This is a genomic window from Pseudomonas sp. NPDC087626, assembly GCF_044743405.1.
Taxonomy (GTDB): domain Bacteria; phylum Pseudomonadota; class Gammaproteobacteria; order Pseudomonadales; family Pseudomonadaceae; genus Aquipseudomonas.
Window position 1 is genome coordinate 1 of the sequence record NZ_JBIUWJ010000027.1, and the last position, 13,596, is coordinate 13,596.

Here is a 13,596-nt window from a genome sequence, read left to right on the forward strand (position 1 = left end):
CGCCGGTTTAGCCGCACTGGGCCAGGGAGGGCCCATTGCGGCGGCCCCCCAAATCAATGTCGGAGTACGGGCATGCCGAGCCTAAGCGAGGCACCAAGTGGTGGGGCAAAAGCGTTTTGCTTACTTTTGCGCTGTTCAAAAGTGAGCCGCTGTAAAAGCGGAACCATAGGAGGCCGTTACCGAAGAAATGGATATGTACTCGGCCTGATCCAACACCCCAGAGGCCCAGAGGTGCAACGTCGCACCACAGTTGTGTAGATACCTATGCCGCGATGGGGCCAGCACAGCCAACATTTATCGACCTGACACACCGCCATCCCGGGTAAACCTGGTCCCACAGGCTCGCTCCCACAATGGATTTTAGCTGTTCGCAGATTGTGTATACCGCCACCCAACCTGCTCGCGATGGCGCTATCGGAGAGTTTTTTTGGCCAGATTGGACAGTGTCAGGGCCGGGGTCGGTTGTTAGGCTCAGTGCTCGAATTCAGCCAATAAGAACCAAAAGCAATGAAGCTGACAATTCTCCTGCTGCTGCTCTGCGGCACCGCTCCGGCGGCGTGGGGTTGGTCCAACCATACGGTCGGCAGCTACCTGGCGTTGCAGGAGTTGCCGGCGCTGCGCGAGGCACCCCAGGTCACGGTCGAGCCGCTGGAGCAGTTCCTCACTGAGCAATATGGCGCCATCGCCGAGTTGTTCGAGCAGCAGGAGCAATTCGCTCGTCAGCACTTTGCCCAGTACCCGCCACGTCCCGACAACCTGAAGTTGCCCGCTACGCCGGGGGACAATGTGCGCCAGGCGTTTCTCAACGCACTGCGGGTCAATCCGCAGATCTACCTGGCCATGGTGATCCAGCCGATGCCCGGGCAGGACCAGCCGCAGCGCGCGCACCTCAAGGCTGAACAGGTAATGGTCGAGCAGACCCTGTCGCCGTGGAATCGCCAGCGCTTTATCTTGCTCGAGCAGGGTGAACACGTCGCGCCCCTGGCCGTGCTGGCCAGTGCCGCCGACGAGCCGGATTACGGGCACGACATCAACCTGTTCAGCGACAACCCCGGCGAGGTGGCCGCGGTCTACGGCTTCGGTCCACAGCCGTTCGGCGATGAGCGATTCCAGTACAGCTCCCAGGCGCCGTTCCATATGGGCTTCTTCCACGAGAGCCCAGTGGTCTATGCCGCCGCCGGTTTTCTGCAGCGCAGTTGGCCGGATTGGCGCGCCTATCAGTACCTGGGCCTGGCGCGACTGGCGTTCGCCACGGGCCATTCCTACTGGGGTTACCGCTTTCTTGGCTGGGGCCTGCACCACATTCAGGACCTGACCCAGCCCTATCACGCCAAGCCACTGCCAGGCGTCGAACTGGCGAGCATGCTGCTGATGGAAGGCCAGGCCCTGGCCGGTTACGACAGTGACAAGCGCGCGGCCATCGAGCGGGTTGCCAGTCGCCATATGGAGGTGGAGAAGTATCAGGCCGCCTGGCTCTACAGCCTGTTGCGCAGCGGGCAGCCGGTGCATCCGATGCTCCAGGCCTACGCCGATACCGCACAAGACACCAGCTACCCGCCCTATTCGGTGGACTACCTGCGCGACGTGGTCAGCGCCCAGTCCGCCGAGGCCGGCGCCATGTTTGACCAGGCCATCGGCGAATGGCTGGAGACGGCGCCGGCTACCAGCAATTTCAGCAGTGGCAATCAGCTGCAAACCGAAGACTACGACCACCCATTACTCAACCAGCAGCTGTTCCAGTTGTTGGGGCATTTCGGTGCGCACAGCCGGATTTATGTCCGTGCCGGACTCGCGCCAGCGGTTGCAGGCAACGCAGCGCCTTAACCGCTGCCCGAAAACAAAAACAACAAGATCAGGGAAGGGAGGAACACCGCATGAGGATTCGATTACGCCATTCGGGCGCGGCGATATCCGGGGTAGGCCTGGCAGGGCTGTTGCAGCTATGCGTGGTCGATGGCGCGTTGGCTGCCGAGTTCAAGGTACTGGACAACCAGGTCACGGGCTCGTTCGACAGCACCTTGTCCTACGGTCGCTTGTGGCGGGTCCAGGGACGGGACAAGAGCAACGATGACGTCAACACCAACGATGGCAATCGCAACTTCGACACCGGGCTGGTATCCGAGGTGTACAAGATCACCTCGGAGCTGGAAGCCAACTACCAGAACTACGGGGTGTTCATGCGCGGCACCGCGTTCTACGACACTCAGTTGATGGACAAGCGCAACGATTACTACCGCAACAACAGCCCCTCGCAACCGAGCCAGAGTTACCCCGACGACGACCATTTCACCGACGAGACCCGCGACATCGCTGGCAGCCGGGTCGAGATGCTCGACGCCTACGTCTATGGCAACTGGGACGTGGCGCAGATGCCGGTGACCGCGCGCCTGGGCCGCCAGGTATTCAACTGGGGCGAAGGTATTTTCTATCGCGGCGGGATCAACACCACCAACCCGGTGGACGCGGCCAAGTACCGCCTGCCGGGTGCCGAGGTCAAGGAAGTGCTGATGCCGGTGGAGGCGGTCAGCTTCAACATCGGCCTGAGCGATAACCTGACCATGGAAAGTTTCTACCAGACCAACTGGAAAGAAACCCGCATCGATCCGGTCGGCACCTTCTACTCCCAGGGCGACCTGTTCGCCGACGGCGGCAACACCGGCTACAACAACTTCAGCGGCACCGCCCTGGATACGCCAGTGCCGGGCTTTGGCAACGTGATCGGCTTGTACGAAGCGCTGGGCAACAACCCGGCGCTCAACCAGATCCTGGGCAGCACCGGCTTGTACGCCAACGGCGTGACCCCGGCCTACGGCAACACCCTCAAGGTGGCGTCCATCGGCAAGGACATCAACGCGCGTAACGACGGCCAGTTCGGCTTCGCCTTCCACTACATCGCCGAAGAGCTCAACAGCACCGAGTTCGGCGTGTACATGGTCAACTATCACGCCAAGGAGCCGACCATCGCCGCCAATCTGGGTGGCTACAAGGGCATCGACATGGACGCCCTGACCAATCTGTTGAGCGGTCTGGCCGGTAGCCAGGCCGCTGCATTGGCCAATGGCCTGGCCACCGCCGACGTGATGGGCAACATCCAGGCCAATCGCCGCTACGCCGAAGACATCCGCATGTATGGCTTCAGCTTCAACACCACCTTGGGTCAGGCTTCGGTCTTCGGTGAGTTGGCCTACCGGCCGAACCTGCCGATTGGCATCGCGGCGACCAACGACCTGATCGGTGACCTGGCCAACGGCGCAGCCGCTGCGGTAACCGGCCAGTCGATCAACGTCGGCGGGCAGATGGTCACCCTCGACAGCCAGATCAACAACGCCGAGCGCGTGGAGGCGTTCAACACCTCGCTGGGCAGCATCTACAACTTCGGCCCGAACCTGTCGTTCGATTCGCTGTTTGGCGTATTCGAGCTGGCCTCCGAGCACTTGCGCGGCAGCAGCCTGCAGTACACCGCCTTCGACGGCAGCAACCGCTACTACGCCGGCACCGGCAACACCTCCTATGTCTCGGGCGGTGATCGGGACGATCAGATCAATCGCGACTCCTACAGCTACACCCTGATGGTCAACGGCACCTGGAACGATGTGTACGCCGGGGTCAACGTTTCGCCGTACGCGGTCTACAAAGACGACTTCAAGGGCAACAGCTACCAGGCCGGCAACACCATCGAAGGGCGCAAGGCCTACACCCTGGGGATCAAGGCCAACTACCAGAACAAGCTGGAAGCGGAGCTGCAATACACCGAGTTCTACGGCGGTGGGCAGAACAACAGCATTCGTGACCGCGACAACGTCGGTTTTAACCTCAAGTATTTCCTGTGACGGTTCAGGCCCCCTGGCATGCGGGTGCTGTGGCCCTGCCTTTGATTCGGAGAATGTCCATGCTTCACACACCACGATTGCTCAAGACCAGCCTGGCGCTGGTCCTCAGCCTGGCAGCGGGCAGCGCGCTGGCCGCGCTGTCACCCCAGGACGCGCAACAACTGAAAACCAGCCTGACGCCCCTGGGCGCCGAGCGTGCGGGTAACTCAGCCGGCACTATCCCGGCCTGGGATGGCGGCATCACTCAGGCGCCCAAGGGCTATGTGCCGGGCAAGCATCACCTGGACCCATTCCCCACCGACAAGCCGTTGTTCACCATCACCAAGGCCAATCTGGAGCAGTACAAGGGGCAGTTGACGGCGGGTCAGATCGCGTTGTTCAACAGCTACCCCGACACCTTCCAGATGCCGATCTACCCCAGCCGTCGCTCCGGCTCGGCGCCGCAGTGGCTGTACGACAACACCTTCAAGAACGCCACTTCGGCCAAGTTGCTGGACGGTGGCAACGGCTTCAGCGATGCCTATGGCGGCGTGCCGTTCCCGGTGCCCAAGGACGGCGTCGAGGCGTTGTGGAACCACATCACCCGCTATCGCGGAATCTATGTGGTGCGGCGCGCTTCCGAAGCACCGGTGCAGCGCAATGGCAGCTTCGCCCTGGTGACTTCGCAACAGGAAGGGCTGTTCACCTACTACCGTCCGGGTGGGCAGTTCGCCGACCTGAAGAACATCCTGTTCTACTACCTGGCCTTCGTGAAGAGCCCGGCGCGCCTGGCCGGTGGTGCGGCGCTGGTGCACGAGACCCTGGACCAGATCAAGGACCCACGCCAGGCTTGGGTCTACGACGCCGGGCAACGCCGCGTGCGGCGGGCGCCGAACCTGGCGTACGACACCCCGATCGCTTCTTCCGATGGCTTGCGCACGGCGGACGACACCGACCTGTTCAACGGCTCGCCAGACCGCTACAACTGGAAGTTGGTGGGCAAGAAAGAGGTCTACATTCCCTACAACAACTACAAGGTCACCAGCCCTGAAGTGAAGTACGCGGACCTGCTCACGCCGGGGCACCTCAACCCGAAATTCACCCGCTATGAGCTGCACCGGGTGTGGGTGGTGGAGGGCACGCTGAAGCCGGGCTCGCGGCACATCTACTCCAAGCGCGTGCTGTTTCTCGACGAGGACAGCTGGGGCGCGGCCGTGGTGGATCAGTACGACGGGCGAGGGGAGTTGTGGCGGGTGTCGATGGGCTACCTGAAGAACTTCTACGACCTGCCCACCACCTGGAGTGCGCTGGACGTGTTCCACGACTTGCAGGCGCGCCGTTACTACGTGCAGAACCTGGATAACGAAGAGTCGGAGACCGTGGACTTCGCGCAACCGGTGCCAGAGGACTCCTACTTCATGCCGTCGGCGTTGCGCCAACGCGGTACGCGGTAAGACAAAGCCGCGCGTCAACGATGACGCGCGGCTGTTTAACGCGTAGGCCTAGACCCGGAAGTGGCTGACCATCATCTGCAACTGGTTACCCAGGCGCGCCAGTTCAATGCTTGAGGCGGCGGTTTCGTCGCTGGCGGCGGCGGTCTGTTCCGAGACGTCGCGCACGTTGACGATACTGCGGCTGATTTCCTCGGCGACCGCGCTTTGCTGCTCGGCGGCGGCGGCGATCTGCTGGTTCATCGACTGGATATTCGACACCGTGCGGGTGATGTTTTCCAGCGACAAGCCGGCCTTGCGGGTCAGTTGCACGCTGCTGTCGGTCAGGCTGCGGCTGTTGCTCATCACCGTGGCGACCTGCTGGGTGCCGTTCTGCAATGCGGCCACCAGGCCTTCGATTTCCTCGGTGGATTTCTGCGTGCGTTGCGCCAGGCCGCGCACCTCGTCGGCAACCACGGCGAAGCCACGTCCCGCTTCACCGGCCCGCGCCGCTTCAATGGCGGCGTTGAGCGCCAGCAGGTTGGTCTGCTCGGCCACGGCCTTGATCACGTCCATGACGCTGCCGATCTTGTCGCTTTCCTTCTGCAGGACGCTCATGGCCTCGGTGGAACGCACCACCTCACTGGCCAAGCGCTCGATCTGGGTGATCGCTTCGTTGACCACCCGATCACCTTCACGGGCTTCGCCATCGGCGGCCGCGGCGGCTTGCGAGGCTTGTTCGGCGTTACGCGCGACTTCCTGCACGGTGGCGGTCATCTCGTGCATCGCGGTGGCGACCTGATCGGTCTCGACCTTCTGGCTGTTGACCCCGGCGCTGGTTTCTTCGGTCACCGCCGATAGCTCTTCGGCGGCGCTGGCGATCTGGGTCACGCCATCACGAATGCCGCTGATCAGGTCGCGCAGGGTCACGCCCATGCGGGCGATGCCTTGCTGCAATACGCCAAGTTCGTCACGACGGGTAACGCGGATGTCCTGGGTCAGGTCGCCGCTGGCAATCCGTTCGACCACTGCCAGGGTGTCGCGCAGCGGACGGGTGATCTGGCGGGTGATGAGCACTGCGGCGAGCACGCCGACCAGCAAGGCCAGCAAGGTGCTGATCAGCTGCAGGGTGCGGGCCTGGGCGCTTTCGATGTCGCGACGATCGAGCTGGATCTGATACAGCGCGTCGCTGCGGGTCACGATGTCGCTGCCCTGGACGGTCATTTCCTGGCGCGCGGTGATGGCCTGGCTATTGGCTGCCTTGTAGGTCTGCAAGGCACTGCGGTAGCTGCTCAGCACCCGTTCCAGCTGGCGCAGGGCGTCGCCCTGGGTGTCGGCAAAATGCTGGTTGAGGGTTTTCAGGCTGGCAATCGCGGCGTCCAGTTGCACGGCGGCCTTCTGCTCGGTAGCCGGGTTGCTGTCGGCGGTGTAGCCGCGCACTTCGTAGCGGGCCAACAGGAACTGCTCCTTGGCCTCGGTGATGGCCTGGAACTGCTCGAAGCGCTGGTCGCTGAGGGGCATCTGGCGCACACGGCTGTTGATGTCGTTGATCAGGTTGTTGGCGATTTCCGCGTTGTCGCCCATGGCCTGGCGCGCACTGTTGGCAGCCAGATAGGCGCTGCGCATTTTGTTCAGCGACTGCTGGTAGGCGTCGATGACCGCGCCTTGCTCGCGGAGCAGCTTGAGGTTGTCCGGGCTCTTGAACTGCGCCAGCAGGGCCTGTTGCTGGGCCTTGAAGTCATCGAGGGAGCTTTGCACGGTCTGGGCCACGCCCTCGTCACCGTTGGCAAGCATGTACTGCAGGCGGGTAATGCGCAGCTTGGTCAGCCCCGCGTTGAGGCGGGTGATGTCGCTCATCCAGTTGCTGCGGTCGATCAGCCCGCCCAGGCTGGTCCAGCCCGTCAGGGCGAGCACGCAGGTAAGGGCCAGCACCAGGCCGAAACCCAGGCCCAGCTTGAGGTTGACGCTGATGTTGGCGAACCAGCTATTCATAAACAATTCCTCCAGGAACGTTGCACTACTTAGTCGTCATTGGGCTGGAAGATTGTTTTTTTTGGGAGCCAGCAAGGGGTGTAGATGGCCTGTATCGGCCGCAGTCGCGATAGCTGAACCGATTTTTGTCACAAGCGGATCACGCGCTATTCAGCGCGTTGTCGGAGGGCTTGCCTGAGATCAGGTTTTTTTCACATTCATTTCACCAACCACCCACCTGCCGGTCTTTAGTGTCCGGCGATCGATACCGAGTGGGGATCCACGATGCAACTGTTCGCGCGCCAGCGATTCTATTGGATGAACCTGGGAATCGCGCTGCTCTGTGCGGCGCTGGTGTTCCTGTTGTTCGACATGACCCAGGTCGACATAGCCTTCAGTAACCTGTTGTTCGACCCAGTCAGCCAGACTTTCCCACTCGATCACATCCGCTTGTTTGAGCAGTTCACCCACAAATGGGCGCGGATCGTGCCGAACTGGACCGCAGAAATCGCCCTGATCGGCGGGTTGTTGTCGTTTGCCTGGCCGCGGATCAATGCCGGAAAATACCCGCGCTTCAGTGGATTTCTCGAGCGAAGCAAGGTGGCGCCAGTGCTGCGCTTTACCACCGAGCATCGTCGGGACTTCTGGTTCGTGGTGTTTGCCTTCGCCCTCTGCACCGGGGTGATCCACTTCCTCAAGGCACACACCAGCGTGTACTGCCCGATCGAGACCACCCTCTATGGCGGCAAGCTCGCGCATATCGAGTGGTACAGCAACTTCCAGTTGTTCAAGGAAGCGGGCGACGGCCGCTGCTGGCCAGGCGGCCATGCCTCCGGCGGCTTCACCATGCTGGCCCTGTACTTCGTGGCCCGGCGTCATCAGTGGCGCTTTTCCAAGGCCATCCTGTGGGGCTCGCTGGGACTGGGCTTCATCTATGGCACCACACGGGTCCTGCAAGGCTGGCACTACATGTCCCACACCTTTTGGGCGGGGATCTTCGTCTGGCTGACCTGCTTGCTGACGGCGCTGGCGTTCTACGGGCAGGCGCGGCTGGATGTGCCGGTGTTGCAGAAGGTCAAGGCACCGGACTCTACGACGCAGGTCGAGGCAGCAGGTTGAGGTCGGTCCTGCAGCGCAGGTCACGACCTACATAGGCCATTGCCAGCGAAGGCGAGCGTGAGATCGACCTCGTTGGCAAACATGAGTACGCCAGTAGTGACTAGATCCAGCCAGCGACTTTGCCGATGCCAGCCACTAGAAAAAGCAGGCTCACAAGTACGAGTACGCTCCAGCGCAGAAGTATCAACTTTTTTTTCAGTGGCGCGGGGAAGTTCTCGATATCTTGCGCGCTGAGGCGACCGCTTTTAATACACTTGTCGGGGGAGGTGATGAGCGCAGCAATTTCCCCTATCAACTTCAAGTGTCCCCAGACTCCGAGTTGTCGATAGAACGCCAGCGCCTTGACCGCTGAACTGTTCTTCAGGTGCTCCAGCATCACATCCATCTTGGTGTAGGCCAGGTAGAGCGCGACGGCGATCCAGATGAATATCAGTATGAGAATGGCTCCGCCGAGAGAACCCACGACAAATTCGGCTTTGCTCATTCGACTTCATAGCTGCCGTCGGCGGTGGTCTTGGCCCCGACGGTGATGTGATAGCGCTTCATGCGACGTGCGTCCTTGTTTGCTCGAAAGGACGCACGCTAGATGACGGGGCAAAGGAAGATAAATCAGACGTTTCTTTGGCTTATGTAGGCTTTCTCTCTAAGTGATTGGCCTGCTTTGCAAAGTGATGCCTTTCGCTGAAGTCCTGAAAGGCTTACAGCTACTGGCAGTGTTACTCCCCCACAAAGTAATACGCCTGCCGGCTCACCGACATTTTCTGCAGTACCTGCAGCGGCGGCGCGGGCTCCTGGTCGCTGGCGATCAGCGCTACGTGGGAGGGGGAAGTGCCCAGGTAGGCGGTCAACTCGGCTTCTGTCTGTAGATTCCTGAGCATGCTCCGGGTGTAGAACACGGATGCCCCGGCCGTTCGTTCGTTGGCCTGGTACAGCGCCACTTGCCGCCCCTCGGCTTGGAGCGCCTGGATCTGTTGCATCAGCGGCAGGAATGACAAGCTCCGGTCTGCGCGCGGCGCGGCCCATTGGGCGGCACCCAGGTACGCCGCAATGACCAGGCTGAGCAGGCCAATGGCGATAGCCCGGCGGGAACGCGCGACCTTGCCCAGCCAATTGCTTGCCGTGTTGTGCTCGCGCAGGCGCTCGAACAGCACTGCTGCATATTCCGCCGCAATCACCGCGGCGGCGGGTGTCATCGACATCAGGTACACCGTGCGTTTGCTCGACGCCAGGGTCAGCATCAGGAACTGCGCCAACAGCCACAGGGTGAAGAACAGCAGGTAGCGGTTGCTCGCCAGGCTTTTGCGAAAGTGCCACAGCCCCAGGTAGACCAGGATGTTCCACGGCAGGAAGGCTTCTGGCAGTTTGCCCAGGTAGTAGTAGAACGGCTCGTAGTGGCCGGCCTCGACGAACGAGCCATTAAAACGCCCGACGCTGTTGGTCAGCAGTACCTCGGCCAGGGCCGATGCGCCGCCGCGCTGGTAGAGCATGCACAGCCAGATCAGCAGCGGAATCAACCCGAACGCGGTCATCAGTGCCGGGCGTACCCAGGGCGCCAGTGTGAAGCGCTTGTCGATCAAGCTCTCGGCCACCAGGAAGGCAAAGATCACCACCCCCGGCATCGCCAGGCCGAGCACGCCCTTGCTCAACGTGGCGATGGCGATGCCGAGCGCGAACACCATCCAGCTGGCCTTGGCACTCTGCCGGGCGGCCTGTTGTCGATGGGCCTGATAAAAGGCCAGCAACGCCAGGCTGACCCCCAGGCTCAGCAGCGCATCTTCACCGACTCCGCGCACATTGCCCCAGTAACTGCCCATGGTGGCCAGCATGATCCCGGCGCTGAAGGCGATCGCCCTGGGTCGGCCAAAGCGGCGCAGCGCCCCATACAGCAGCATCACGCTGAACAACCCGGCAAAGGCCGACGCCAGGCGCACCGCCCAGGGCGTGCCGCCGAATGTGCGAATCGCTGCCGCATCAAGCCACAGGCTCAGGGGTGGTTTTTCCAGAAAAGCTTGGTCGAGCAGGCGAGGGGTCACCCAGTCATTGTCCAGGTGCATCTGCATGGCAATCCCGGCGACCCGGGCTTCGGTGGAGCCTTGCAGTTGGTGATTGCCCAGGGCGAAGAAAAACAGCACGGCGGCGAGCAGGAATAACAACGGAGCTGGGCGCGTCATGTGCTGGGGGCCACCGAAGGAAAGAGCGGGGAGGAGGGCGGCAAAGTATAGGGCGGCGAATCTGAACAATGAGTGAACGGCGTGTGACAGATGGTGCATTGCAGGGCGATTGAGCCGATGTGCGGATTGGCTGGCTATAACGGTCGAGAATACTTGACGCAGGCTTTTCTATTTTCGGGTAATGGCATGCGAGGGTAGCATCAAGCCACTTCGTAGCGGACTGCCCCTCAAGCTGCAGACCGTCGACCTAAATTAGAAAAAGAAAATCCTGAAGGAGCCTGTATGTCCATGTCCAGCCCCGCGACGCGAGCGGATTTTGAGTACCTTGACCGTCTTGATGCCTTGGGCGCCTCGCGTGAGCGTTTCGATTTGCCGGAGGGCGAGATCTACCTCGATGGCAATTCGCTGGGCGCGATGCCGGCACACATTCCCGCGCGCATCGAGAAAGTCCTCAAGCAGGAATGGGCCCAGGGCCTGATTCGTTCCTGGAACGATGCCAACTGGTACCCGGCCCCGCAGCGCACCGGCGCGAAAATCGCCGCTTTGATTGGTGCCCAGGGGCACGAGGTGATCGTTGCCGACTCGACTTCGATCAACCTGTTCAAAGTACTGGTGGCGGCGACTCGCCTGCGTCCTGGGCGCAGTGTGATCCTGGCGGAGAAGGGCAATTTTCCCACCGACGTGTACATCGCCGATGGCGTGGCCGAACTGACCGGCAGCCAACTGCGCTGCGTCGAGCCGGACGAGATTCTCGATGCCCTGGATGAAGACGTGGCGATCGTGTCCCTGACCCACGTCAACTTCAAATCCGGCAAGCGCTACGACATGGCGCGCATTACCGAGCGGGCCCATGCGGTTGGCGCGCTGGTGGTTTGGGACCTGTGCCATTCGGCCGGAGCCATGCCGATTGCACTCAATGGGGTGAACGCCGACTTCGCCGTGGGCTGTGGCTACAAGTACCTCAACGGCGGGCCTGGTGCGCCGGCCTTCGTGTTTGTTGCCGAACGCCACATCCCGCATATCCGCCAGCCGCTCACGGGCTGGCACGGGCACGCCAAGCCGTTCGATTTCGACCATCACTTCCGCCCCCACCCGACCATCGACCGGATGCTCACCGGCACCGCGCCCCAGCTCGGCGTGCTGGCGCTGGAGGCTGCACTGGAAGTGTTCGATGGCGTCGACCTGAACCTGCTGCGCGAGAAAAGCGTGGCCCTGGGTGATCTGTTCATCCAGCTGTGCGATGAGCAACTGGCGGGCCTGGGCATCGAGTTGCGCTCACCGCGCAACGGCGAAGAACGCGGTAGCCAGGTGTCGCTGGCGCATGAGCAAGCCTATGCGGTGATGCAGGCGCTGATCGCCCGGGGCATCGTTGGCGACTTCCGCGCGCCGGACATCCTGCGCTTCGGGTTTGCCCCGCTGTACATCCGCTATGTCGATGTCTGGGACAGCGTGGTCGCCCTGCGTGCAATTCTCGAACAACAAGAATGGGATCGCCCGGAGTTCCTGGCCCGCAAGTCAGTGACCTGAGTTCCTCCCACCGATTCGGAGCAAACGTGCAATGACAAAAACAACCAGCACCTTCGAACACTTGATAGACCGCGAAAAAGGCTTGAAGCAGAGCCTTACCAGCGGCCAGTTGTCGATGATCGCCATTGGTGGCGCCATCGGCACCGGCCTGTTCCTGGGCAGCGGTTTTGCCATCGGCTTTGCCGGCCCCAGCGTCCTGGTCAGCTATGGCATCGGTGCCTTGATCGCCCTGTTGCTGATGGGCTGCCTGGCGGAGATGACCGTGCGCCATCCGACCTCAGGGTCGTTCGGTTCCTTTGCCGAGTTCTACGTGGCGCCCTGGTTTGGCTTCGCGATCCGCTACGCCTACTGGTCGTCGATCGTGTTTGCGGTCGGAACCGAGATCACGGCGGCGGCGATGTACATGAAGTACTGGTACCCGGACGTGCCGGGTGGCTACTGGATGGTCGCGTTCTCCATGGCGCTGATCGTCGCCAACGCCTTCAGCGTCAAGGTATTTGGTGCCATCGAGTACCTGTTCTCGCTGATCAAGCTCTGCGCCATCGTGGTGTTCATCCTGCTGGGCGCCTATGTGGTGTACGGCGCGCCGGCCGACTCCTCGATCGGCTTTGCCAACTACAGCAACGACCGGGGCTTTTTCCCCAATGGCTGGTGGGGCACCTGGGTGGCGGTGATCGTCGCGTTCTTCAGCTACCTGAGTATCGAGATGATCGCGGTGGCGGCCGGCGAGGCCAAGGACCCGCAGCGTGCAGTGACCCGCGCGTTCCGGATTACCGTGGTGCGCCTGGTGGTGTTCTACCTGCTGACCATCGCCCTGGTCCTGGCGATTGTGCCCTGGGGCCAGAACAGCGGCGGCCAGAGCCCGTTTGTCACGGTGATGGCGGCCACTGGTGTGCCTTATGCCGGCGCGGTGTTCAACGCGGTGATCCTGATTGCCGCCCTGTCGGCCATGAACAGTCAGCTGTACATCACCACGCGCTTGATGTTCAGCCTGTCGCGGGCCGGCCAGGCACCGGCGGTGTTCGGTCGCCTCAACAGCAAAGGGGTGCCGCTGTCAGCGCTGCTGCTGTCGTCGGTGGGAATTGGCCTGGCAACGCTGCTGTACCTGGCCTACCCGGAAAAAGCCTTCACCCTGATGATGTCGATCGCCATGTTCGGTGCGATGTTCACCTGGGCCGGGATCTTCCTCACGCACCTGTTCTTCCGCCGCCGCCAGGCCGGTCAACCCTTGGCCTTCAAGCTCTGGGGGTACCCATGGACCAGCCTGGGCGGGTTGCTGCTGATGCTGGCGGTGATGGTCACCACGTTGTTCACCGAAGAGTTTGCCCCGACCTTGCTGTGTGGCATTCCGTTCCTGGCGGTGATCCTGTTGATCTACTTCCTGCGCTTCCGGCAAAAGGCCGTGCACCCGACAGACGCGCCCAAGCCCTTGCCACTGCAACGTTGAGTGGCGCTGCCTGACCAGGGACGGTCCGGCGTTTTCTAAATCCGAAAACATGAGGGCCAGACACAGTCCTTGTGGGAGCGGTCTTGCCCGCCATGAGGTCGGCACATCCAACGTCACGGTTG

At 61.9% G+C, this 13,596-nt stretch carries 9 protein-coding genes and 1 pseudogene; 6 read left to right on the forward strand and 4 right to left on the reverse strand.

The window, feature by feature from the left end; translation table 11 throughout:
- Window positions 1-507: 507 nt before the first annotated feature.
- From ACIOVD_RS20445 to ACIOVD_RS20455, 3 genes are read left to right on the forward strand one after another with little or no spacing between them, the layout of a single operon-like run.
- Window positions 508-1,824 carry a phospholipase gene (locus ACIOVD_RS20445; RefSeq protein WP_401129928.1) on the forward strand — a complete coding sequence of 439 codons (1,317 nt, stop codon included), beginning with the start codon at window positions 508-510 and terminating at the stop codon, window positions 1,822-1,824.
- Window positions 1,825-1,874: 50 nt separating this feature from the next.
- Entirely contained in the window at window positions 1,875-3,830 is a 1,956-nt protein-coding gene (locus ACIOVD_RS20450) for a DUF1302 domain-containing protein (RefSeq protein WP_401129930.1), read from the forward strand.
- 59 nt (window positions 3,831-3,889) lie between these two features.
- A complete protein-coding gene (locus tag ACIOVD_RS20455; protein WP_401129932.1) occupies window positions 3,890-5,263 on the forward strand; it encodes a DUF1329 domain-containing protein in 1,374 nt (457 codons plus the stop codon).
- 48 nt (window positions 5,264-5,311) lie between these two features.
- On the opposite strand, the gene ACIOVD_RS20460 is transcribed toward ACIOVD_RS20455, so the two are convergent.
- Complete coding sequence (locus tag ACIOVD_RS20460) at window positions 5,312-6,175, reverse strand: methyl-accepting chemotaxis protein (protein ID WP_401129984.1); 864 nt, start codon at window positions 6,173-6,175, stop codon at window positions 5,312-5,314.
- Window positions 6,176-6,217: 42 nt separating this feature from the next.
- A pseudogene (locus ACIOVD_RS20465) lies at window positions 6,218-7,231 on the reverse strand (methyl-accepting chemotaxis protein); the annotation flags it as partial.
- Window positions 7,232-7,495: 264 nt separating this feature from the next.
- On the opposite strand from ACIOVD_RS20465, the gene ACIOVD_RS20470 reads away from it, so the two are divergent.
- Window positions 7,496-8,329: a phosphatase PAP2 family protein gene (locus ACIOVD_RS20470; RefSeq protein WP_401129934.1), complete on the forward strand. Its 834-nt coding sequence runs from the start codon at window positions 7,496-7,498 to the stop codon at window positions 8,327-8,329.
- A 100-nt stretch (window positions 8,330-8,429) separates the two neighbouring features.
- Here the strand turns inward: ACIOVD_RS20470 and ACIOVD_RS20475 are convergent, their stop codons facing one another.
- Window positions 8,430-8,813 (reverse strand): hypothetical protein, encoded by a 384-nt coding sequence (locus ACIOVD_RS20475; RefSeq protein WP_401129936.1) that lies wholly within the window; start codon window positions 8,811-8,813, stop codon window positions 8,430-8,432.
- A 232-nt stretch (window positions 8,814-9,045) separates the two neighbouring features.
- Entirely contained in the window at window positions 9,046-10,500 is a 1,455-nt protein-coding gene (locus ACIOVD_RS20480; protein ID WP_401129938.1) for an ArnT family glycosyltransferase, read from the reverse strand.
- Between the two features lie 282 nt (window positions 10,501-10,782).
- On the opposite strand from ACIOVD_RS20480, the gene kynU reads away from it, so the two are divergent.
- Window positions 10,783-12,027, forward strand: a complete 1,245-nt coding sequence (gene kynU / locus ACIOVD_RS20485) for a kynureninase (RefSeq protein ID WP_095169518.1) — start codon at window positions 10,783-10,785, stop codon at window positions 12,025-12,027.
- A 31-nt stretch (window positions 12,028-12,058) separates the two neighbouring features.
- Window positions 12,059-13,474, forward strand: coding sequence for an amino acid permease (locus tag ACIOVD_RS20490; protein WP_401129940.1), 1,416 nt, complete (start codon window positions 12,059-12,061; stop codon window positions 13,472-13,474).
- Window positions 13,475-13,596 lie beyond the last annotated feature (122 nt).

Coding starts and splice junctions, on each gene's coding strand:
- ACIOVD_RS20445 (WP_401129928.1), top strand. CDS start 508: ATGAAGCTGACAATTCTCCTGCTGCTGCTCTGCGGCACCGCTCCGGCG.
- ACIOVD_RS20450 (WP_401129930.1), top strand. CDS start 1,875: ATGAGGATTCGATTACGCCATTCGGGCGCGGCGATATCCGGGGTAGGC.
- ACIOVD_RS20455 (WP_401129932.1), top strand. CDS start 3,890: ATGCTTCACACACCACGATTGCTCAAGACCAGCCTGGCGCTGGTCCTC.
- ACIOVD_RS20460 (WP_401129984.1), bottom strand. CDS start 6,175: ATGGGCGTGACCCTGCGCGACCTGATCAGCGGCATTCGTGATGGCGTG.
- ACIOVD_RS20470 (WP_401129934.1), top strand. CDS start 7,496: ATGCAACTGTTCGCGCGCCAGCGATTCTATTGGATGAACCTGGGAATC.
- ACIOVD_RS20475 (WP_401129936.1), bottom strand. CDS start 8,813: ATGAGCAAAGCCGAATTTGTCGTGGGTTCTCTCGGCGGAGCCATTCTC.
- ACIOVD_RS20480 (WP_401129938.1), bottom strand. CDS start 10,500: ATGACGCGCCCAGCTCCGTTGTTATTCCTGCTCGCCGCCGTGCTGTTT.
- kynU (WP_095169518.1), top strand. CDS start 10,783: ATGTCCATGTCCAGCCCCGCGACGCGAGCGGATTTTGAGTACCTTGAC.
- ACIOVD_RS20490 (WP_401129940.1), top strand. CDS start 12,059: ATGACAAAAACAACCAGCACCTTCGAACACTTGATAGACCGCGAAAAA.